The sequence below is a fragment of the Flavobacterium sp. genome, from assembly GCF_017744675.1.
GTDB lineage: Bacteria > Bacteroidota > Bacteroidia > Flavobacteriales > Flavobacteriaceae > Flavobacterium.
In genome coordinates, this window is the sequence record NZ_JAGIAV010000004.1 from 397,398 (window position 1) to 420,836 (window position 23,439).

Below are 23,439 nucleotides of genomic sequence, written 5' to 3' on the forward strand. Positions count from 1 at the left end.
AGTCTTTTTTAGGTTTATCGCACAGGATTGTGCACAGTTACTAGTTTGGTGCCATCAGGAAATGTTGCTTCGATCTGTATATCATGAATCATTTCTGCAACGCCTTCCATCACATCTTCTTTACGAAGAAGTGTCGCACCATATTGCATTAACTCGGCTACTGTCTTGCCGTCTCGCGCACGTTCCATAAGTTCACTGCTAATAAGTGCAATGGTTTCTGGATAATTTAGTTTTAAGCCACGGGCTTTTCTCTTTTGAGCCAGTTCGCCAGCTGTGTGCAGCATTAGCTTCTCAATTTCTCTTGGTGTTAAATGCATAATAAAAATTTTTAGTTAAAAAAATAACGTGTGGTATTGAAAGCTGCATAGCTGATCTCCTTAAAAATCAATCATGGCTTTACGGATGTGATAAAATAGATGGGAGGAGTGAAACCAAGGCAATACTTGCCCTTTCCAAATAGAATTGTTCTACTTGAATACGCTAATGCACTTTTACAGAAAGGCCGTGCACTTGCCTTCTTTACTGCAAACTGTCATTAGGGGTCGATAGTAAATTAAATTTCTTCCTTTTACTTTAAACTAAAATAAGGACATAGTTCTCCTTTCCATGATTAAAAACTTTATTTTTAACATGAATACTAAGCACTAAATTTTGGCTAAAGCGTTTAAAAAAGAATTAAAAGTGGATTTTCAAGCTGTGAAATAGTATATTTCTTGACATGTTTCTAAAAGGAGTGAAATTGCGCTCCATTAGCCCTTGACGGTTCAATTTTGCATTTTCGTCGAAAGCAAAATGATTGTCTCTTAAGCTATTTCCATTTAAATGAAGTGAAGATGCAAGCAAAGGAGTGCTGCATTTTTCTGTTTCTGAAGTATTCTCCAATAAAACAAATTTCAATTGGTCAGAATCTGAAAGCGTCTTTTCAAATATGGCTTTATATGGAGTTGAAGTCTCAAAAAAAGATACTGTCGAGGCATTGCTATTTGCCTTATTTACAATAGCCTTGCTATAACTATTTGGGATAGTTAATAGACAAATTTGTAAAAAAAGAATATAAGCTAACTTCATCTCAAAGACTTCAATTAATAGAGGTTTGTTCCTTTTATACTTGCAAATTTAGTAGGGTTGAAATACAATTGAGTAGCACAAATCTTGACTTTTCTTTTCCAAATTTGCAAATAACAGAATTTTAACATCATTTTCTAATATTTACTAATTTAACCAAAACTGCCCCGAATTTTTAGCTTTAAAATTTAATATATAGATTTATTCTTACAAAAAATATTCTTATTTAGCAAATTAATAACAAACGATATTCCCCTTCATTCTCTTTTGGCGCTCTATGAATACAAGGCAGTACTTTTTGCTTTGGATGATCAACAGCCAAACGCCAAAGATGCATTTGCCCTAAATTGATCGGTTTAGCATCTTCATGCAATTGATAATGCAAATCAAAGAAATTCTCTTTTAAAAAATTCTCAAATTCTTCTTCTGTTCCGTCGTGAAGCTCTTGTAATTTGGCTCTAATTTCTGGAATTAGTATTTTCTGCTCTGCCTCCGAATTGGAGATAATATCGCTTGCTGCTCCGTGATAGGTGCATAAAAAGGTATCTGTAGCAATGGGCGAACGATCAACATGAAATGAATACACGTCGGTGGATATAAAATCAAATTCATCATCTCGTTCGTAGCATTTCAATAAATTAAGAGAAGGCGATGCTCCAAAATCAGTTAATAATTGCAGATCGTTCAAGATTGTTTCTCTCGCCATGTTTCCCCTTTCTGATAATTGGAGCGCCATTAAATCTTCAGGATACACTTCTGTTATATTTTCCTTTAAACTCAATTGGCTTACAATTTCGCTAAAATCGCCATCCAATTTTCTGTACCAGCACAATGCATTTGTTTCTTCCTTAAAATCAGTATGCACAAGTTCGGAAAAACTAGAGACCATACCAATTTGGCTGCTGGCAGAAAATATAGTATTCATATTATAATGTAACGAGATTAATTATTTATATTTCTTAATGTAAACCGTCTTCTTGTTTACAAATTCCTGAATGCCATCTTGCGAAAGTTCACGGCCGTATCCTGAATTTTTAACGCCTCCAAAAGGCAATCTCTGATCGCTCTTTACCAACTCGTTTACAAATACAGCACCTTCGTCAAATTTAGGCACTAATCGAGAGACTTTTTCAAAGTCTTCTGTAAAAATAGTAACGCCAAGTCCGAAAGGGCTATGGTTTGATAGTGCGACAGCTTCTTCTTCATCCTTAAAAGTCGTGATTCCGATCAGCGGACCAAATACTTCTTCTTTAAAAATTGCCATCTCTGTGGTAACATTTCCAACAACAGTTGGTTCAAAATAGGCTTTGTCTCTTTTTCCTCCCAACAAAACGGCTGCACCTTTTTCTAGCGCATCTTGAAGCTGTTTTTCGAGTTCTTCTGCAAGGTCAATGCGAGCCATTGTTCCAATTGTCGTTTCCTTACTCAAAGGATCTCCCGAACGAAGTTTGCTTGCTTCTTCCAGAAAAGCTTTTGTAAATTCTGCCACAATAGATGCTTCTACCAACAATCGTTTTCCTGCAATACAGCTTTGTCCAGCATTCTGAAAGCGCGCTTGAACACAAGTTTTTACGGTTTGCTGCAAATTACAATCGGCAAAAACAACCAAGGCATTGCTTCCTCCTAACTCGAGCACTGTTTTTTTGATTTCGCTTCCTGCAACAGCCGCCACCGCTCTTCCCGTTGCTTCACTTCCTGTCAGTGTAACGGCTTTCACTTTAGGGTTTCTAATGATTTCTTCTACCATTTTACTGCCAATTGGCAAATTCGTAAAACATCCAGCTGGAAAACCTGCTCTTTCAAATATTTTTTCAATACTTATGGCACTTTTCATCACATTGCTAGCATGCTTTAATAGTCCAACATTTCCAGCCATAAGTGCCGGCACAGCAAATCGCATAACCTGCCAGAACGGATAATTCCAAGGCATAATGGCCATAACAACTCCTATTGGTTCATAGCTTACATAGCTTTTATCTGCGTCTGTTTCAATTATTTTATCAGCAAGCATCACTGGAGCGTTTTCAGCATAAAAATCACATAGGTTAGCGCATTTTTCTACTTCAGCCAGCGATTGGGCAATTGGTTTTCCCATTTCTTGCGTAATAATTTGAGCATATTCGTTCGCATTCTTCCTCATCTCTTGGCCAGCCGCTTTCATCAATAGGGAACGTTCAGAAAAAGGAACTTCTCTCCAACTCTTATACTGCGCATCGGCTTTGTCAATTGCTTTTTCAACATCTTTGTTGCTCCATTCAGCAATTTCAAATACTACTTCTTGGTTATATGGGTTTATAGATTTCATGATACTACTATTTTTTAATGCTTCTTTTTTTAAAGCTCATTAAAAGGTACAATTTATTTTAATTTTTAAAAATGTATTGAAGCTATTATTTTTTGGACGGGGCATTTTAACTAAAAAATTATCAACGCTAAAAGGAATTGTGATTTAATAGACTACACTGCCCAAACTGCATGGAATAAGGATATGAGATACAATTAGGTCGCAAATAAGGAGATAGAATTTATCTCATACTAGAGCTTGAAGAAGAATTGTCCAGTCTATTTTTTTTCGAAATACAGATAGTTTGTACCATTGCTAACATCGCGTAATCGCACTTGCGAATTATTAAACTCAAATAACTTCCAATTTTTATTTAATTTGCTTAGCAAATCGGAACTAAAATTTAATTTCAATTCTGTAGTTCCATTCTGTACGCTACTATCCCATTGGCCTATCTCTGAAACACCGGCTTTAGTGGCAACTACTGACTTATCACTCTTGAAGACAAACAAATAGCTGTTATAAAGAGAGGTTTTTTCGGTAACATCAAAAAAGTAAGGTATTCCCCAAGAACCTTGAGTGATTGTTGCTGCAAAATCTAGCGTTGCAATATTGTTTTCAGGGCAGTAATCAATGGCGTACTTTATGGCATTTTCGAATTCTAAATTATTCGAAATCACATTTGTTTTATTATTATAATCGACTACAGAAATTGGATATTGCAATGAAATATAGGTACTTCCGTTCAAGTTTTTTATAAAATCATAAAAGGCGTGATCGCTTGCAATCGTTTCAGAACTTGCCGACTGATTCAAGCTATTGTAAATATTAATCCTAATTGGATAATTAATATTCAGTCCATTAATTTTAGCTAAAAGATCTGGAAATTTATTCCAATAATCTATCAGTGAATTAAAATCAGATTCGGTAGCAATAACCGTTTGATAATAATTATAATAAATCATTGTAACAGGAAAATCTATTGTTACAACATCATTGTCTGTATTGCTTGCATTGATATTGTCTGCTACTTTTTGATAATCGCTTGCTGAATTAATTGCAATTTTCTGACTGTTTACGGTAACGGTATACGGAAATTTTATCGTACAATAGGTAGATCCATCAATGATATTGTCTTGAACGGTGCTCACCATTGCTACCCTTTGCAAATAGGTTGTAAGAGGCGAAGTATTTACAATAGTTCCTTGTCTGTTATCGTCTTGAACATCAGATTCATTTTGACACGACAGCAATAGCAGCAGCGCACCAAGAGATAACAAAAATTTAAAAGTAGACATATATATATTTTTACAAATGTAATCAATTTCAATAAACCGTTTTTCAATTTACTTAATATTAATAAGTATGAATTACACACTAACTGACTATAAATAAACAGCTTTCTTTCAGATATAAAACAATCAGCTTTCTTTTTACCCTACTTATATCAAAAACAAATACATTTGTATATGACCAATTAGAAATTTAAATGCCACCTAAGAATCAATCTGACACCTGCGATGAAATAATTTTTTCGACTTTCTTTAAAGATCAAATTAAAGCACTTCGAAATTTTATATTTTACAAATTTGGCAACTTAGATCATGCCGAAGATGTGGCGCAGGAAGCGTTTGTTAAATTGTGGCAAAACTGTAGTTCGGTACCTCTAGAAAAAGCAAAATCATACATCTATACTATTGCCAACAACAGCAGTCTCAATAAGATTGCTCATGAAAAAGTAGTCTTGAAATACGAAAAAAACTTTAAAAGTTTAGATCAAACCAATGAAAGCCCTGAATATATCTTGGAAGAAAAACAATTTCAAGTCAAACTTTTAAAAGCTATTGAAAACTTAAACGAAAAACAGCGCGTTGCTTTTTTGATGCATCGAATTGATGGCAAAAAGTATAGCGAAATTGCTTCGGACTTGAACATAAGCGTAAAGGCAGTCGAAAAACGCATTCATCTGGCTTTATTAAGTTTACGAAAGGAAATTGACTTATAAAAGTAGGGTAAATTTCGCTTTGGCTGTTTTAATTATAGAATAAAAAAAAAATGAAAAAAGATCGCTTATTAGCAAAATGGTTAAACAATGATTTATCTGAGGATGAATTAGCCGAGTTTGAAGCTAGCGCTGATTTTGAAAAATACCAGAAAATCAAAGACTATACTTCGCATTTGGCCATAGACGATTTGGACGAAAACGCAATGTTGTCCAATATTCTCACGCAGCAAAAAACGAAGAGTAAGGTAGTTTCATTTGAAAAAAATTGGATCTTTAAAATAGCTGCCATACTGGTTTTAGCTCTTGGAATTACATTTGCTCTAAGATTTTTTATGCCAGAAACACAAACTGCAGGTTTTGGTCAAAAAAGCACTTTTACGTTACCCGACAATTCTCAAGTAGTTCTAAATTCAGGTTCTGAAATAAACTATAAAAAATGGGGCTGGAATACGGATCGAAAATTAGAATTAAAAGGTGAAGCTTATTTTAAGGTTTCAAAAGGAAGACGATTTGAAGTGTGCACCGAATTGGGAAAAGTAACTGTTTTGGGAACTCAATTTAACGTTAAGTCACGAAATAAAAGGCTTGACGTAATATGTTATGAAGGCCGAGTAAAAGTAAATTATAATCAGGCTCAGATTGTATTGACTCACGGACAAAGTGTGACTTTTGACAATGGCAAACAAGTTAATCGAGAGATCTATTCCTCAAAACCAGAATGGATAAATAATGAAATATGCTTTTATAAAGAAAATATAAGAAGCTTGTTAGAAGAAGTTGAAAGACAATACAATATCACGATCGAGTTAAATACACAAAATCCAGACTCTTTATTTACAGGAAAATTACCTTCTAATGATCTAAATACAACCCTTCAGATTATCAGTACAACCTATCATTTGAAAGCAAAAAAAGTCTCAAAAAACAAAATAATATTTGACGAAAAATAAATGTCGCGTCCCACACAATTTCATTTTTTGTTCGTGCTTTTTTTCGTAGCCCTCAATACTTTTGCTCAGGACTATCGAAAAATAACGCCTATAAAAAAAATATTGTTTGATATCGAGCAGCAGCATCTGGTAAGTTTTAACTATACAGAAGAAAGTATAGAAGGACTTGAAGCTATTCCTCCCAAAAAAACGCTTTCATTAGGACAGAAACTGGCCTATTTAACCGAAAAAACCAATTTGTCTTTTGAAAACATTGACAATAAATTTATTAACATTTACAAAAGAACTCAGGAACCATCCATAATCTGCGGTTATATTTTTTCTAGCAAGGATAAAAAACCTATTGAAGATGTAAATATTGCCTTTTCTAATAAAGTTCCTGTTACAACTGATGCAAATGGTTATTTCAAATTAAACAAAGAAGGAGCGACTGCAATTTCTATTACTCATGTTGGTTTTATTCCTAAAGATATTTCTATTGCAAATCTAGATTCAAAAAATTGCCTTCAAATATTTTTAGAACCTCAAATTACGGTTCTTCAAGAAATTAAAACCAATTCTATTCTAGCTTCGGGGATTACAAAAAAAACAGACGGCTCTTTTGAAATTAAACCCAAGAAATTTGGTATTCTTCCCGGACTTATTGAACCTGATGCTTTGCAAACCATGCAACAGCTGCCTGGGGTAAATAGTATTGATGAAAGTGTGTCTAGCATTAATGTGAGAGGCGGTACTCATGACCAGAATTTGTTTTTATGGAACGGAATACGAATGTTTCAAACGGGACACTTTTTTGGGTTAATTTCTGTTTTTAATCCAAATTTGCCTCATACGATTTCTATTTATAAAAATGGAAGTTCTGCTTTTTATGGCGAAAGTGTTTCTAGCGTACTTGATATTTCTTCTACTCCCGAAACGACGGAGAAAAACTCTTTTGGTGCAGGAATAAATATGATTAACGCTGATATTTATGCCAAATACAATCTCTCGAAGAAAAGCTCAATCGAAATTTCGGCGCGTAAATCTATCACAGATTTTGTGGAAACTCCCACCTATAAAGAATATTTTGAGAAAATATTTCAAAACACTACAATCACAGATTTTTCTAATAGTCAAAACACTAATTATCAAAGCGATAAAAAGTTTAATTTCTATGATGCTACTTTAAAATATATTCAAAAAATTGGTCAAAAAGATCAACTTGTTTTGGATTTCATTACCATTAAAGACAATTTAGAAGTATTTCAAAGCGCAACCACAAATAACACGTTCAGATCTGAAAATAATGTTTTGCAACAGCAGAATTATGGCGGAAACCTATTATGGAAAAGAAACTGGAATCGTTATAATACCACCAAAATTAATGTTTACAATTCAACTTATGATCTCTTAGCAAATCAAAAAACAACTTTTGATAATCAGACTGCCATTCAGGAAAATAAGGTAAATAACAACGGAATTAATTTAGAGAACAATCATATTATTACGTCAAGGTTTAGTTTTAACGATGGATATCAGTTCAATGAAATTGGTGTTACTAACTTGGAAGATATAACAAATCCGAACTTCTATCGCAAAGTTAAAGAAGTACTTAGAATACATTCTTTAATACTGGAAGGAAAATACAACGATACTATTTCTAGAATCTATTTTAAGGCAGGTACTCGAATTAATTATATTGATAAATTTAAAAAATACATTTTAGAGCCTAGAGTGCAGTTTAGTTATGGCATCAATAAAAACCTGATTTTAGAAATATTAGGAGAATTAAAAAGTCAAAACTCTCAGCAAATTATAGATTTACAGAAAGACTATTTTGGAATTGAAAAAAGAAGATGGGTACTTTCTAATAATACCACAATTCCTATTCAGAGAAGCAGGCAGCTGTCTTTAAACTTATCCTATAAAAAGAATGACTGGCTGTTTGATGCAGAAAATTTTTATAAAAAAGTAACTGGAATTACAACCTCTAGCCAAGGTTTTCAGAACCAATTAGAATTTGTAAAGACAACTGGCGACTACGAAATTTGGGGAGCAGAAATTCTTGCCCAGAAAAAAATGAATCATTTTTTAACGTGGTTGAGTTATACTTATAACCATAACAACTATCATTTTAGCAGTTACGAATATCCTGTTTTTCCTAACAACTTTGAAGTCATGCATACTGCATCGTGGGCTGGGATATATGAAAAAAACAGGTTTAAAATTGCTTTGGGTACAAAGTGGACTTCTGGCAAACCAAAAACATCAACTGAAAATACTTTAATCGATAATTCTAATCCTGTTTTGGTTTATAACAAACCTAACAGTGACAATCTGCACACTTTCTTGCAGGTTAATTTTTCTATGACTTACAAATGGGAAACAGCCAAAGATATTCAATACAAACTTGGAATGTCTATTTTGAACGTTCTCAACAAGAAAAATGAAATCAACGAGTACTACAGAATAAATTCTTTGGCAAATTCGGTAGAAGAAGTAAATACATTCGCTTTACGAAGAACTCCAAATCTTAGTTTCAGAGTTTTATTTTAATCTCTGAGTCCTTAATTTCCAAAAACTTACATTTTTTTTCATCAAAATAACAATTCTTTAGTAGGGTAATCTGCATCAAAGCTGTTTTATTATTGGATGCACCAAAAAAAACAGAGATGACTCTTTTAGCAAAAACGAAATCCTTCTATTCTAGAGAGAAGATTTGTTTTTCTTAACCTATTAATTAATTCAAATATGAAAAAATTAAGACCAATTTTTACAGGCTTAGTTGCAGCTCTTGCAACAATGGCATGTAGCAGCGGTGACGATAATTCTACAAGTCCTCCACCAACTTCTCCTCCAACAGGCGGCGGCAGTACAGTAACCAATCCTACTTATACAGCCAATATTAAATCTATTATCGACGCAAATTGCACATCATGCCATGGTCCAGGAGGCTCAAAAAGCGATGTTCCCTTTACAACTTATGCGCAAGTAAGCGCAAATGCCTCTAACATTAAAGTAAGAATAGAAAAACCTGCTGGCGATCCTTTGAAAATGCCCAAAGGAGGAAGCCTTTCGCAAGCTAATATCGATTTAATTAATAAATGGATCACTGACGGAATGCCAAATTAATGCGGTAAAAAGAAATTCTAAACGGCTAAATATTGCTTAATCAACAATAAATCAAATTTTTTAAAATTTTAAACAACTTAATTCTAAAGACCATGAAATATTTAAAATTCACGCTAGCACTACCAATAATAACCTTATTCTTAAGCTGCAGCAGCGACAGTGGAACTGATAATACACCCCCAACACCTACTCCACAATCTAAAATAGAAGTTACACTTTCTACAAGTGCTACTTTAGGTACTTATCTTTCAGACAAGTCAGGAAGGACTTTATACTTTTTTTCGACAGATGCAAACGGACAATCCTCTTGCACAGGCGGATGTGAAGCGTTATGGCCTGCGTTTTTTGTAGATAATTTGACCGCTGATAAATTAAGCACTGGATTAACTTTGACAGATTTTGCAACCATAACTACTCCATCAGGAAAAAAACAATTAACCTTCAAAGGTTGGCCATTGTACTACTATGCACCCATTTCTGAAGGTGGCGCATATGGCAGTTCTGGAACAAACACTATAGAAGAAGCTGGCAAAACAAACGGTGACGGATTTGGCGGTGTATGGTTTGTAGCAAAACCTGATTACTCTATCATGATTGTAAAAAGCCAGCTAGTTGGCCATGATACCAATCACTATAAGTCTGATTATACTGTAGGAGATGGTTTGACCACTTACTTTACAGATGGAAAAGGACTGACGCTATATACTTTCAAAAATGACAGCTTCGAGAAAAATAATTTTACAAAAGCTGATTTTTCAAACAATGGTGTGTGGCCAATATATGAAACAGACAAAATAGTAGTTCCTTCAATTCTGGATAAAACTAAATTTAAAGTCATAACTGTATTTGGCAAATCTCAACTGACGTATAATGGATGGCCATTATATTATTTTGGGCAAGATGCCAGTGTAAGAGGCTCAAATAAAGGAATTAGTTTTCCTAGTCCAGGAATTTGGCCTGTACCTGTAAAGGATATTTTACCGGCAATATAAATCACACAAAATTGAGCACAAAATGAATAAACGAAGCAGGTTAATAATTCTAATAGTTTTTGTAATTGGTTTAGCAGTTGTTTTCTTGTATGCGTATGTAATGTATGGCGGAAGTAGAAATCTGGAAACAGAAAAAACAAATTTCACAGTTACTTCCGCATCCATTACAGCAGAGTTCTCCTCAGATATAGAAGCTTCAAATAAAAAATATCTGGAACAAGCTGTTGCAATAAATGGAAAAATAACAGCTGTAAATGGAAAAGAAATAATCATGGATGACCATATCATTTGCAGTTTTAAAAATCAGGACATATCTATTAAAAAAGGAAAAACAGTGACCATAAAAGGACGAATCATAGGATACGATGATTTAATGGAAGAATTAAAACTAGATCAGTGTTTCGCAATTAAAAATTAAACTAGATGAATATAAAAGTAGTATTACTCTTAGCGATAGGCTTTTTGGGTATAGGCAAAACTTATGCACAAGACGATCTTTTAAAAGAATTAGACACCATAAAACCTAAAGAGAAACAAGTCGAAATTGCAGCCTTCAAAGGCTTACAAATTTGCAACATGCAATCGACCAAATTAACTTCCAAAGGCGAATGGTATATGTTAATCTCGCATCGATTTGGCGACTTGACAAAAGGTTTGGATAATTTCTTTGGTTTGGATGAAGCCTATACAAAAATTGGAGGAATTTATGGCGTAACCGATTGGCTATCCATTGGAGCTTCAAGACAAACTCACAATAAAATATATGAGCTTACAGCAAAATATAGACTTAAAGGTCAAGAAGAAAATGGTTTTCCGGTTACAATTGTAGGTTATAATACCATGGATATCAATACTAATTTGAGCACCGATATTTATCCGAATCTTGAATTCCATAATCGTTTAGCCTATACCACACAACTCTTGATTTCAAGAAAATTCACCGATAGATTTTCTGCACAATTAACACCCGTTTTTATTCATAAAAACCTTTATGAACCACTTACCGAAAAAGACAATCAATTTGTTATTGGAACTGGAGGAAGGTATAAATTGACCAAAAGACTAAGTGTGAATTTAGAATATGCGGCACGAATAGATGCGCCAGAGCATGATGTTTATCACAATTTGCTTTCTTTAGGGCTCGACATCGAAACAGGCGGGCATATTTTCCAGCTGGTCTTTTCAAACTGCCAAACTATGAATGATGTCTATGTGTACTCTAATGCAACTGGGAAATGGAATGGCGGAAGCATTTACTTTGGATTTAATTTATATAGAGTTTTTTAAAATTAATAGATATTATGATGGGAAAAACAAAAATAGCTTTTATAATACTATGCAGTATACTTATTGCTTCTTGCGAATCGAATACGTATGAAGAAGTGGCTGGACAAACAACAAATCCGACTTATGAAGCCAATATTAAGCCTATAATGACAGCCAGTTGCACCAGTTGCCATTCTGGAGACAGCCAATTTCCTAATTTGGAAACGTATTCGGCGGTAAAAAATGCTTGTCTAAATAATAATTTAGTTTGCAGAATTGAAAGCAACGATTGCGGAACAAGAATGCCTCTAGGCGGAAAACTGCCGCAGCCCAATATTGATGTAATTAAACTTTGGGTAAGTAACGGATTTGTAGAAAAATAAAATCAAAATGAAAAAGATACTAGTATTGGCTGTCTTGCTATTTATGGGAAATCTAGTTTTTTCTCAGAAGATGGCAACACGCACAGGAGAAATAAAATTTGAAGCTTCGATGACCACGTTTGAACCCGTGGCGGCAGTAAACAACTCGGTTTCTGCTATTCTTGATGAATCAACCGGAGAGTTTGCTGCATTAGCGCTGGTAAAGGCTTTCAAATTTAAAATTCCTTTAATGGAAGAGCATTTTAATGAAAATTATATGGAATCCAGTAAATTTCCAAAGGCTACTTTCAAAGGAAAAATCATCAATTTTGATGCTTCTAAATTATCAAATGCCAAATATGATCTTGAAGGCGATTTGACTATACATGGAGTAACAAAAAAAATTAAGACTAAAATAACTCTAGTTTTAAAAGACAGAAAAATAAATGCCGATTGCAATTTTATAGTAAAGGCAAAAGATTTTGATATCAAAATACCAAGCATCGTTAAAGATAAAATCTCAGAAAACATCAATATCTCTGCTGATTTTATTCTCGCAGATAAATGATTTCAACTCTATTCGAGTCCAAATACAAAAGCTGTCTCCTTTATCGTGAGACAGCTTTTGTATTTAATTCTTTATATGTTGCTTATTTTACTATACTCTTCTATTTTTTAGATTGCCAAAACCTATCTTTTCCTTCTGCAATCCATTCCAAAGATTGGGCAATTCTTTTATTTCTGGTTTCATCTGTCTTTGCATCTGCAATCCAAATAATATAATTTTTGCGGAATGAAGGCGATTTGCTTTCAAAAATTTCAGTGGCTTTGCTGTCTTTTTTTAGAGCGTCAATAAATTCTTGCGGAGCTACCACTTCTACAGCCGATTTTTCTTTTACTGGTTTGGGCTTTGCCGTACCATTCTCATTAAAAACCATTGCCTCTTTAATATAAGCAACCAATTTTTCTTTGCTTGGCAATTCAGATAAATCCTTTACTTTATCCATATAACCAAATTTTTTACCTGCTTTTACACTTTCCTGTATGTCTTTGTCTTTCATTAGTTCTGCTTTGTACAAGCTAAAAGAACAGTGTTGTTTAAAACCGCCCATCATAACTAAATGATCTCCTTTATACGAATAATGCGGTGTTCCCCATTTTATGTTTTCTTCTACTTCTGGGCAGGCACTAAAAATTGTTTCCCTTAAATGGCTTAGAATTGGTTTTGCAAAATCAGCCATTTTTGCAATGTAAGCGGTAACGTCTTGATTGTAATTTTCCATTGATTAAAGAATTTAATTTGCATGCTAAATTTCTGATAATATTTTTAAATCCAATAGATTAAATCAAAATTTTATTCACAGATATGGTTTATATCTTTTGTTTTAGAAAATACTTATTCCTTCTTTTTCTTGTTGACCCAAAAATATAAAGGAGGAATCAATATCGGAGCAAAAAACAATGTGCTTGTCAATCCGCCAATAATTACCGTTGCAAGTGGACGTTGCACATCTGAACCAATTCCTGAAGAGGTTGCTGCAGGCACAAGACCTATAATAGCAACAATTAGAATAGATAACAAAGCTCTTAATTGTTCTTTTGAAGCTATCAGTACGTTTTCTTGCAGATTATCTTCTTTAAATAATGTTTTTCTGTTGAGAGCCGATACGAGGAGCACTCCAGCCATAACCGAAATTCCAAAAATACTTACGAATCCCACACCGGCAGAAACATTAAAATAATATCCTCTTATTAGTAAAGCCATGATTCCGCCTCCTAAAGCAAACAAAATACAGCACATTGTAATCATGGTATGCTGAAAGTTTTTATAAAGCATAAATAGAAATAAGAAAACCATAATAATGGTGAGCGGAATCGTAAAGGCCAATTGTTTTCCTGCTCGTTCCAGATTTTCATATTGTCCTCCATAAATAATACTATATCCTTTGGGCACAGTTACGTTCTTTTCTACTTTTTTTTGCAATTCTTTTACAAAACTTCCCTGATCTCTGCCCTTAATATTGGTTCTCACCGTAATCATGCGTTTGCTGCCGTAACGATAGATATTAGTCTGTCCTTCAACAAAGTGTATATTTGCCAACTGATTCATTGGTATCAGTGCTCCGTTGGAAGACGGCACTAAAATATCTTTTATCGCATCAATTGAGTTGCGGTACTGCGGTAAAAAACGAACAACAATATCATAACGCTTTATTCCATCATACAAGGTCGAAATTGTTTTTCCGCCCACTGCTGCCTCGATCATGCTCTGAATATCGGCAACGTTTATTCCGAACCGCGCAGCTTGTTCTCTATTAATATCTATTGCCAATTGTTCTTGATCTCCTTCCTGTTCAATATTGACATTATCTGCACCATGCGTTTCTTTGGCAATCTTTGCGATCATTTCTGCCTTTTTTCTCATCATCTCCAAATCATCTCCTACAACAGAAACAGCCAAATCTGCCGCACTTCCGTTTACAATTTCCATCACCTGATCGATAATAGGCTGTCCAGAAGAAAATTGAACTGAAGGAATTTCTTGCCGTAAATCTTTTTTTATGATTTCGACCAAATCTTTTTTAGCAATAGTATCGCTCCAGAGTTTGTAATCTTTCAATCCTACTAAAATTTCATTTCTATTGGCAGGAAACGGGTCGGTACCATCATCATTACGTCCGGTTTGCGTTATTACGTAAGATATTTGAGGATATTTGGCAATTATTTTCCTAATTCTAGGAGCATACTTTGCATTTTCTTGTATCGAGATGCCAGCAGGAAAATTTCCTCTTAAAAAAATAGATCCTTCATCTAATGTTGGCAAAAATTCGGTTCCTAGTTTTAAACCGCATAAAATAAACACTGCCACTAACGAGAAGCCAATTAGCGTAGTTTTTTTATAATTACTTAAAATTCTCGAAAGTGTTTTTTCATATGATTCGGTTAAAAAGTCCAAGACTACGTTTTTGTGCTCTTTTATAGGCTTATCAATATCTAGCATAGCTTTTCTATAAACAAACGAAATTAGAACTGGAATAAAACTAAGCGCTCCCAGCATCGAACCAATAACAGCAAATGCCAAAGTCAAAGCCATTGGAGAAAACAGCTTACCCTCTACTCTCGTCATTAAAAGTATAGGCATATAAGCCAATATGATAATGGTAACCGAAAAGAAAATTTCTCTTCCCACTTCTTGAGCAGCTTGCAGTGTAATCTGCACAATTCCCTGCTGCTTTTCTTCTGGTGTCGCTGTTCTGTATTTTCGTATAAGATGCTCTGCCATAACACAGGCGCCATCTACAATGATCCCGAAATCTATTGCTCCAAGCGAAAGCAGATTGGCAGGAATGCCCGTAAGCCTCATTAAAATAAAGGCAAAAAGCAATGAAAACGGAATTGTCAAGGCTACTACCAAAGCACTTCTCACGCTTCCGAGAAACAAAACCAATAGAATAATGACAATCGAAATTCCTTCAAATAAGGTATGTGCAACCGTTTCCAGCGAATGGTCAATCAAAAAAGTACGATCGTACATCGGACGCAATTTTACGTCTTGAGGCAAATCATTTTCCTCTAAATCGGCCATTCTTTGTTTTAAAAGTTTTAAGACTTCGCTTGGGTTTTCATAACGTCTTAAAAGAATGATCCCTTCAACACCGCTGCTTACATCTTTTTTATCTTTGGTAACGGTATATCCCATAACACCGCTTGGCGGCGGCGGCGTGATTTCGACCGTAGCCACATCACGAATAAAAACCGGTACTCCACTTTCAGATTTAAGAACAATGTTTTGAATATCTCGATCGGTCTTAATGGCTCCTAAACCGCGCACTGCAAAGCCCTGCCCGCCTCTTTCAATTATATTTCCTCCTGTATTTTGATTGTTTGCATTTACTGCGTCCATTACGTTTTGCAGTGTAAGATTGTATTTTCTTAGCTTTTCTGGCGAAGTAATAATATGAAATTGCTTTAACGGACCTCCAAAAGTAGTTACATCGGCAATTCCTGGAACTTGCAGTAAAGCAGGTTTTATAATCCAATCCTGCAAATCTCGAAGCTGTGCCTGACTATAGTTGGGCGGAGCTTCTACCACATATCTGAAAATTTCTCCCACAGCAGTAGAAAGTGGCGCCAATTGAGGTATTACGCCGTCTGGTAATTCGGCACTTGCAAGCCGTTCTGTTACCTGCTGACGTGCAAAATAATCGTCGGTACCGTCTTTAAATGTAAGCTGCACCACCGACAAGCCGAAAATAGTTCTGCTTCGGCGATCTAAAACATTGGGCGTATTCTGCAAAGCTCTTTCAATAGGAACCGTTACCTGCTGTTCTACTTCCTCTGCTGCTCGACCATCATATTGTGCTACTATAATTACGTTGGTATCTGCAATATCGGGATAGGCTTCTATTTTTAATTGAGTAAAACACCAAAAACCGGTCGCCATTAAAACAATGGTAATGGCAATGATAACCCACCGATTACGAAGGCTGAATATGAGTAAATTTTTAATCATCTGTTTACCATTTTTCTACTTGATTTGTAACTATAAAACCGCCTTTATAAATTTTTCGTAAAGCCACTAGGGCAGATTTTACCTTTTCATCTTCATCAATAAAATTGATTAGCAAAGGCGTTTTATCAAAACTGAACAAATCATGCGGTCTGTTCAGGTATCTGCTGGCTCCATATCCTAATTTGCCGTGAAATACAGTTGCTCCCTCAATTTTGTGCTCAATCAAAAATCTTAAAATATACTCGTACAAAGGCTGTGTTCCCTTTAGTTCGTCTTTATCTATGAATACTTGTGCTTGTGTCATTGTTTTTTCTTTAAAGGGTTAGCAAATCGTATTTTTCACTTTGTTTTTACAGACATAATCTTTGTTTCTAATACCCAAAACTGAGTCCTTTTAATTGCATAACACCTTTTACGGCTATCGCGTCACCGCTTGTTAAACCATTATACACAATAATTCTGTCCCCAATTTGATTTCCAATCGTAACTTCTGTGCGTTCAAATTCTTTATTGCTTTTTTTGACAAAAACATAATTCTTTGCCTGAACGGTAACCAAAGAATTTTTATCAATACTTATATTATCGCCTTCGCTTATGCCAAAAGAAACGGTCGCAAACATGCCTGCTTTAAATTTACCACTCGAATTGTTTAGGCTTATTCTAAGCTTAACCATTCTGGTTGACTGATCAATCATATCGGCAACAGCGTCAATTTTTCCAGAGAATTTTTCATTAGGAAAAGCGGTAAATTGCACCGTACAGTTATCTCCTTTTTTTATTCTGTCAATCTGATTTTCGGGAATATCACAAATAATAAAAGATGTTCCCGCCTTTGCCCTTTTAAGCAGTTCCGGTTCAAATCCTCCCGCCTTTAAGTTTGTTTCGTATTCGATCAAAGCTGCTTTTTCATTAGCCAAATTGGTTTGTTCTACAGATAATGCCGTTTGCGCTTCCAGCAGATCTTTGCCTGTCGCTGCACCATGAGCTTGCAGGTCTTTGGTGCGCTCCACTTCTATCTGTTTTTGCTTTATGTTTTTATTTTGAATTTGATTGATATTGATTAAGTGCTGGATAAGCTGAGTGTAACTGGCCGCTAAATCAGGATTTTCAAATAAAATAATATTTTGCGACGCTCCTTCACCCGATTTCATAACCGTTGCAGAAACCTTAGCGGGAGCTATAATTTGATTGTTGAGCACCGAATTTCCTATAGATTCTGTTTCAAAAAAAGCCGCACTGCTATCAGTAGGAAATGAAATTTTTTTCCCATTATTCGTGACCTGAGGCATCGTGTTTATTTCTTGATCTTGTTTTTTCTCTTTTCCGCAGGAGTACAGAAATAATATGATAATCCCGATATATTGTATTAAATGTCTCATATGCTATTATTTATTTTATACCAAATCTCATCTGTTCTAAAAGATTATTATTGCGCTATTTGATTGATTAAGCCCGAGGCGTAAAGCAATGTGATATAACTTCTTCTATATTCTTGCATCGAATCGTAATACTGCTGTTGTACATCTAGCCAACTGCGCTGTGCCTCCAGAAAATCGATAATGGTGGTTCCGCCTCTTAAATAAGAATACTTTACGCTCTTTAGGATATTCTCTGATCTGGAAAGCAATCCGTTAAAATTCTCTAGGTTGCTTTTCTGAGTCTGATAAGCATTAAATGCGTTGGTTATTTCTGTCTGAATTAAACCTTGCGTCGCTGCGAGATTTTGCTCTGCCTGCAGTTTTAGGTAATTTGATTTTTGTATTTCGCCCTGATTTCTTGAAAAGAAAGGAAGCTCGATTGTTCCATATAACCCCACATAAGGAATCATGTTTTGCGGATTGTAGATGACTCCTAATTCGGGCTGAGGATAAACTAATGATTTTTGAAGATTGATATTGCTATTGGCCACATCTAAAATTGATCTGGAAGCCAAAACATCAGTTCGCTTTTCTAAAGCTTCCTGCAAAAAACCTTCTAAATCAGAAGGCAAAGCAAATACAAAATTATCATTAGAGTCAATATTTATTTCTTCTTGAGTGCCTAGTAAATATTTAAGGCTCACCAATTGATTTTTTAAATTTTGCTCCGATTTTTTTATTTCTAAAGCATATTGATTGGCTAGTAAAGAAGTACGGTTAAAATCTGTTTCTGTAATAACTTGATTTTTTAAACGCACTTTGTTTATAATCACTAAACTGTCTAGATTGCTGCTAGCCTTTTTTACTATTTCCAATTGTTTTTGCGCCGCCCAGACATCGACCCATTTCAAGCCTACTTCCTGAAAAAGATTCCGTTCTATTTCGTTGTAATTTTTTTGCGTTAAAACAGAATTCTGACTCGCAAACTCAATTTTATTCTTACGTGTTCCAGCAAGCTGAAAAACTTTTCCTAATTGCAAGTTGGCTTGAGTATTAGCGCTATTAAAAAAACCGGTATTGGGAGCGTAATTTTTTTCTGTTGCTATGCCAATGTAATTAAATCCAAAAATTAAATTGGGTCTTAATTTTGCCGTCACAATATCACTTTGGGCAACGTCTACATCATAAAACTGGCCTTTAAGAACAGGATTATTTTTTCTTGCGGTTTGTAGTGATTTTTGAAGATTGTAATTGGTCTGTGAGATTCCATTGACCGAAAGCAAAGTCAACAAAACAAATAAAAGAAAGTAATGTCTCTGCATGGCTTTTATTCTTTATTTATTACATTATAAAAATACGAAAAAACCTAAATTAATAAACGATTTCATGTTAAAAAAAGAATAGCTAATTTATCAACTGAAAACAGGCATAAAGCAGGAATCTTTTGATGCAGAATTAACTACGCTTTGCTAAGGAGAAAACTGAGATTTATTGTATATTTAACTGTATGATAATTGAATTGCATAAAGATGATTGAAAAAATTGCAAATCTCCTGAATCTTAGAGAGGGTGAAGATGATAGAATTAAAACCCTAGAAGCAGTTAAAAAGAATATCTCATTTAAAGGAGCCAATCTCTGGATTCTTGCCTGTGCGATAATTGTGGCATCAGTTGGCCTTAACGTAAATTCTACCGCAGTTATAATTGGTGCAATGCTTATTTCTCCTCTTATGGGACCGATTGTTGGTGCAGGATTTGCTTTGGGCATTTATGATTTTTCTCTCCTAAAAAAATCATTAAAAAATCTTGTTACAGCGACTTTTGTCAGTCTGTTTGTTTCAACACTTTATTTTTATATAAGTCCGTTTAAAGAAGTTCAATCTGAATTATTGTCTAGAACTTCGCCTAATATTTATGATATTCTGATCGCTTTTTTTGGCGGTATTGTAGGAGCAATTGCTGTTACGCGATCTGAAAAAGGAAATCCTATTCCTGGAGTGGCTATTGCAACAGCATTAATGCCGCCTTTGTGTACTGCGGGCTACGGACTGGCTACGTCTCAATGGCTTTTCTTTTTCGGCGCTTTTTATCTTTATACCATCAACTGCGTGTTTATAGGAATTGCAACTTTTTTGATTATCAAATACCTTAAATATCCTGCGGTTAAACAGGTAGATGAAGCACGCCAAAGAAGGGTAAAATATATTATTATTTTTCTGATTACTATTATGCTTCTTCCAAGCAGCTATCTTGCCTACTCGCTTTATAGAGAACAGCAGTTTAAAAAAAATATAAATATTTTTATTGAAAACGAATTTACTGCAAAAGGCTACACGGTGGTTTACAAAAGAACTGATTTTAATCCGAAGACCAAAACCGTTGAACTTGCTTTTCTTTCTAAACGATTTTCTCCTCAAGAAATCAATACATTAAAAAACAAACTCAACCACAGCAAATATCTTGAAGGCACGCAACTTCTCATTCGCCAAGATTCAACAGACCGCTTATCTCTTTTAAAAGGCGATATTTTAAATCAAATTAAAGGAAAAGAAAACGAAATGAATTTAAAGGATGTTAGGATTTCGCAGCTCGAAAAGGAACTTTCTAAAGATAAATTCGACAGCCGTTCTTTACTCAAAGAAATTAAAATTCTATTTCCTTCTGTCCAATCACTCTCCATAAACAAAAGTAATTTGATCAATCAGCGTGACAGCATCACTCCGATAACTGCTGTTCTCTATAGCAGTGAAAAGAATCTTAATGATGCCGACACCGAAAAGTTGAAAAACTGGCTCAACGAAAGGCTAACCGTAAATAATGTGGAACTATTTGCCAGAAAAAATGCTGACAAAAAATAATATGCGTTAGAGCAAGCTTTAACATATAGTTCTATGTGTACTATTCTAAGTGAAAAACCTTTTTTCTAGTACTTTCTTCTAAAATATTTCACCACTTCAAACCATAATACTGCACAAGAGCCTATAAGCGCACAAAAGAATAGCTGACAAATCGTGATAAGCTCAAAATTGAAAAGCGAACGCAAAAATGGAACTGCAAATAGCAAGATGGTCAAAAGTACGGTGACTCCTATTATGATAGGAATAAGAATGTTTTTATATTGAAATGTTGTCCATAAAGAATAATAAAAAGAGCGATTGACCAAAGTAAGTACAATATTTGAAGCGATTAGGGTTAGAAAAACCATACTGCGCGTTACATTTTCATTACTTTGGTTGTGTACCGCCCACAGGTAAGCAAATAATAATCCAAAAGTGATGACAACGCCTTGCAAAATACTAATGGTAAGCTCCTTTATATTAAAAAAATCGCTGCTTAACGGTCTTGGGCCTTTCTCCATAATATTGGCTTCTGCTGGTTCGTTTTCGTATATAATAGAACAAGTAGGCCCCATAATAAGCTCGAGAAGAATTACATGAAGTGGACTAAAAATATTAGGATAAATCCATCCTAAAGCAAGCGGAAGAAATACAATCAAGATTATCGGAATGTGTATCGAAATGATGTATTGAATCGCTTTTTTTAAGTTGGTATAAATTCTTCTTCCCATTGCCACGGCATCCACCATTTTGGAAAGATCGTCTTCGGTAAGAATAAGCGATGCTGCATCTTTTGCTATTGCGGTACCTTTTTTTCCCATCGCAATTCCAATATGTGCTGCCTTAAGAGAAGGCCCGTCGTTGACGCCATCTCCTGTCATGGCAACAATTTGTCTGCAAGCTTTCAAAGCATTTACGATTCTCAATTTGGCATCTGGAAACATACGGCTATAGACATTAATATCCATTACCTTGCTTTGAAGTTCTTCATCTTTCAGTTGCATTAGTTCATCTCCTGTAATAGCTTTTTCATAACCTTCAAAACCAATCTGCTGCGCAATAGCATTGGTCGTACGTACATTATCGCCTGTAATAATCTTAACGGCAATTCCTGCTTTATAAAAAGACTGCAATACTTGAGCAATATTTTCTTTTGGCGGATCGTAAAAAGCAACCAATCCTTTAAATGTAAACGGAATTTCCTGCTGTTTTTCTGGATAATTATTTCCTTGCCAATTTCCCTCGGCAACACCAAGCACTCGATAGCCTTTGCCTGTTAAGTTATCCATTGCGGTTATAGCCTTTTGTGTTTCTGATTCCGAAAGTCCACAAACTTTCAATATGGCTTCAGGAGCTCCTTTTGCGGCAATGATACGATTGCCTGCAGCATCTTCAAAAATATGTGTCATCATTGGCGGTTTGCCAGATAATGGATATTCGTGTATCATTTTGAAAGCAGTCGTCTGATCTGTTTCTGCAAATTTTTTATAAACATTATGAAGCGCAATTTCCATAGGATCGAAAGGAATGGGCTCACTTGCCCACATTGCAACGGTAAGAAGTTCTTCTGTTTCTTTTGACTCCTTAAATGCACTTACCTCTGTCTCAGAACCCGAAGAAAGATAAAGTCCTGCTAAGTCCATTTTGTTTTGCGTGATGGTTCCTGTTTTGTCTGTACAGATTACCGTGGCGCTGCCTAATGTTTCTACAGTTTTCATTTGTTTTACCACAATACCGTTTTTCATTAGCCTGCGAGCTCCCAGTGCCATAAATGTAGCAAAAGCAACGGGAATCTCTTCTGGCAGAATACTCATAGCAAGCGTAAGTGCCAGTAAAAGGCTCTGAAGCACGTTGCCTACTTTTAAATAGTTTAAAACCCAGACCAATACAAATACCAATGCACCGGCAAAAATCATCTTCTTTACAAAATTCGAGATCTGTATTTCAAGTGGCGTTTTTTCTACAGCTATCGATTCTAAACTGCTTCCAATTTTGCCTAATCGCGTTTGGTTTCCTATTTCGGTTATTTTAATAATTGCCAATCCGCTGACTGCAATGGTTCCAGAGAAAACTTTGTTGTCTTCCTGTGCACTGTCTTTAAAAACTGGCATCGCTTCTCCAGTTAGTATCGCTTCATTTATCGAAAAGTCATTAGATTGCACAATTACGCCATCGGCTGGAGCAATTGAACCTTCTTCCACTATTACTAGATCTCCAACAACAATTTCCTGTGTTTTTATATTTTGCTGCTTTCCGTCACGAATAACCGTGCAAAGCGGTTCAATAAATTCTTTTAATTTTGTTAGAGCATCCTGACTTCTGCTTTCCTGATAAAGCGAAATGGTAACTATAAGTAAAATGGAAATTAAAAGAAACAAACCATCACTGTATTGCTTATTGATGAAATAGATGCCCGAAGCTGCGAGCAGCAATAGTACCATTGGTTCTGCAAAAACACTTTTGAAGAAAGCTAAAAATCGATTTTCTTTTTTATAATTATACTGATTCGTCCCGAATTTCTTTTTGGATTCGGCAACTTCTTTAAAACTTAATCCGATTAGTTCCTGTTCTTTTGCAGCCATAGAAAAAATACTTTTAAACTCGACTACTAAAATTACCTAGAACATTTCGTATAAAATTGAAAGACGCTCAAATTGATGTTTCAAATTGTAATGTGAAACCAATTTATATAAAAT

The 23,439-nt window shown here is 34.9% G+C and carries 21 protein-coding genes; 10 read left to right on the plus strand and 11 right to left on the minus strand.

The genetic code is table 11. The features are described 5' to 3' along the window. Window positions 1-14: 14 nt before the first annotated feature. The 5 genes from ureA to J7574_RS12075 form a co-directional block, all read right to left on the minus strand. Complete coding sequence (ureA, locus tag J7574_RS12055; protein ID WP_111425036.1) at window positions 15-317, minus strand: urease subunit gamma; 303 nt, start codon at window positions 315-317, stop codon at window positions 15-17. A 358-nt stretch (window positions 318-675) separates the two neighbouring features. Beyond that, window positions 676-1,068: a hypothetical protein gene (locus tag J7574_RS12060; protein WP_290968438.1), complete on the minus strand. Its 393-nt coding sequence runs from the start codon at window positions 1,066-1,068 to the stop codon at window positions 676-678. A 223-nt stretch (window positions 1,069-1,291) separates the two neighbouring features. Then, entirely contained in the window at window positions 1,292-1,990 is a 699-nt protein-coding gene (locus J7574_RS12065; RefSeq protein WP_290968440.1) for a DUF1826 domain-containing protein, read from the minus strand. 21 nt (window positions 1,991-2,011) lie between these two features. Further along, complete coding sequence (locus J7574_RS12070; RefSeq protein WP_290971140.1) at window positions 2,012-3,373, minus strand: NAD-dependent succinate-semialdehyde dehydrogenase; 1,362 nt, start codon at window positions 3,371-3,373, stop codon at window positions 2,012-2,014. 254 nt (window positions 3,374-3,627) lie between these two features. Next, window positions 3,628-4,647, minus strand: a complete 1,020-nt coding sequence (locus J7574_RS12075; protein WP_290968442.1) for a hypothetical protein — start codon at window positions 4,645-4,647, stop codon at window positions 3,628-3,630. 191 nt (window positions 4,648-4,838) lie between these two features. On the opposite strand from J7574_RS12075, the gene J7574_RS12080 reads away from it, so the two are divergent. The 9 genes from J7574_RS12080 to J7574_RS12120 all read left to right on the plus strand — a co-directional run bounded on the left by J7574_RS12080 (window position 4,839) and on the right by J7574_RS12120 (window position 12,603). Beyond that, the gene (locus tag J7574_RS12080; RefSeq protein ID WP_290968444.1) at window positions 4,839-5,354 is read left to right on the plus strand and encodes a sigma-70 family RNA polymerase sigma factor; all 516 of its coding nucleotides are present in this window, start codon (window positions 4,839-4,841) and stop codon (window positions 5,352-5,354) included. 50 nt (window positions 5,355-5,404) lie between these two features. Continuing rightward, window positions 5,405-6,304 carry a FecR family protein gene (locus J7574_RS12085; RefSeq protein ID WP_290968446.1) on the plus strand — a complete coding sequence of 300 codons (900 nt, stop codon included), beginning with the start codon at window positions 5,405-5,407 and terminating at the stop codon, window positions 6,302-6,304. 102 nt (window positions 6,305-6,406) lie between these two features. Beyond that, window positions 6,407-8,839: a TonB-dependent receptor gene (locus J7574_RS12090; RefSeq protein WP_290968448.1), complete on the plus strand. Its 2,433-nt coding sequence runs from the start codon at window positions 6,407-6,409 to the stop codon at window positions 8,837-8,839. 195 nt (window positions 8,840-9,034) lie between these two features. Beyond that, window positions 9,035-9,415 (plus strand): cytochrome c, encoded by a 381-nt coding sequence (locus J7574_RS12095; protein ID WP_290968449.1) that lies wholly within the window; start codon window positions 9,035-9,037, stop codon window positions 9,413-9,415. Between the two features lie 92 nt (window positions 9,416-9,507). Further along, window positions 9,508-10,407, plus strand: coding sequence for a hypothetical protein (locus J7574_RS12100; protein ID WP_290968451.1), 900 nt, complete (start codon window positions 9,508-9,510; stop codon window positions 10,405-10,407). A 22-nt stretch (window positions 10,408-10,429) separates the two neighbouring features. Beyond that, entirely contained in the window at window positions 10,430-10,825 is a 396-nt protein-coding gene (locus J7574_RS12105; protein ID WP_290968453.1) for a hypothetical protein, read from the plus strand. A gap of 5 nt (window positions 10,826-10,830) precedes the next feature. Next, complete coding sequence (locus J7574_RS12110; RefSeq protein ID WP_290968455.1) at window positions 10,831-11,694, plus strand: DUF5777 family beta-barrel protein; 864 nt, start codon at window positions 10,831-10,833, stop codon at window positions 11,692-11,694. A gap of 14 nt (window positions 11,695-11,708) precedes the next feature. Continuing rightward, on the plus strand, window positions 11,709-12,056 hold the full coding sequence (locus J7574_RS12115) for a hypothetical protein (RefSeq protein WP_290968457.1): 348 nt from the start codon (window positions 11,709-11,711) through the stop codon (window positions 12,054-12,056). A 7-nt stretch (window positions 12,057-12,063) separates the two neighbouring features. Continuing rightward, entirely contained in the window at window positions 12,064-12,603 is a 540-nt protein-coding gene (locus tag J7574_RS12120) for a YceI family protein (protein WP_290968460.1), read from the plus strand. A 100-nt stretch (window positions 12,604-12,703) separates the two neighbouring features. Here J7574_RS12120 and J7574_RS12125 read toward each other — a convergent pair whose 3' ends face one another. From J7574_RS12125 to J7574_RS12145, 5 genes are all read right to left on the minus strand, one after another. Beyond that, entirely contained in the window at window positions 12,704-13,318 is a 615-nt protein-coding gene (locus J7574_RS12125; RefSeq protein ID WP_290968462.1) for a YdeI family protein, read from the minus strand. A 113-nt stretch (window positions 13,319-13,431) separates the two neighbouring features. Beyond that, window positions 13,432-16,548, minus strand: a complete 3,117-nt coding sequence (locus J7574_RS12130) for a CusA/CzcA family heavy metal efflux RND transporter (protein ID WP_290968464.1) — start codon at window positions 16,546-16,548, stop codon at window positions 13,432-13,434. A 4-nt stretch (window positions 16,549-16,552) separates the two neighbouring features. Beyond that, the gene (locus J7574_RS12135; RefSeq protein WP_290968466.1) at window positions 16,553-16,852 is read right to left on the minus strand and encodes a DUF190 domain-containing protein; all 300 of its coding nucleotides are present in this window, start codon (window positions 16,850-16,852) and stop codon (window positions 16,553-16,555) included. Between the two features lie 67 nt (window positions 16,853-16,919). Continuing rightward, window positions 16,920-17,927 (minus strand): efflux RND transporter periplasmic adaptor subunit, encoded by a 1,008-nt coding sequence (locus J7574_RS12140; RefSeq protein ID WP_290968468.1) that lies wholly within the window; start codon window positions 17,925-17,927, stop codon window positions 16,920-16,922. A gap of 47 nt (window positions 17,928-17,974) precedes the next feature. Continuing rightward, a complete protein-coding gene (locus J7574_RS12145) occupies window positions 17,975-19,228 on the minus strand; it encodes a TolC family protein (RefSeq protein ID WP_290968469.1) in 1,254 nt (417 codons plus the stop codon). Between the two features lie 207 nt (window positions 19,229-19,435). Here J7574_RS12145 and J7574_RS12150 point away from each other — a divergent pair, with 207 nt between their 5' ends. Next, window positions 19,436-20,764 carry a TIGR00341 family protein gene (locus tag J7574_RS12150; RefSeq protein WP_290968471.1) on the plus strand — a complete coding sequence of 443 codons (1,329 nt, stop codon included), beginning with the start codon at window positions 19,436-19,438 and terminating at the stop codon, window positions 20,762-20,764. 65 nt (window positions 20,765-20,829) lie between these two features. Here the strand turns inward: J7574_RS12150 and J7574_RS12155 are convergent, their stop codons facing one another. Then, a complete protein-coding gene (locus J7574_RS12155) occupies window positions 20,830-23,325 on the minus strand; it encodes a cation-translocating P-type ATPase (protein WP_290968473.1) in 2,496 nt (831 codons plus the stop codon). Window positions 23,326-23,439: the final 114 nt, after the last annotated feature.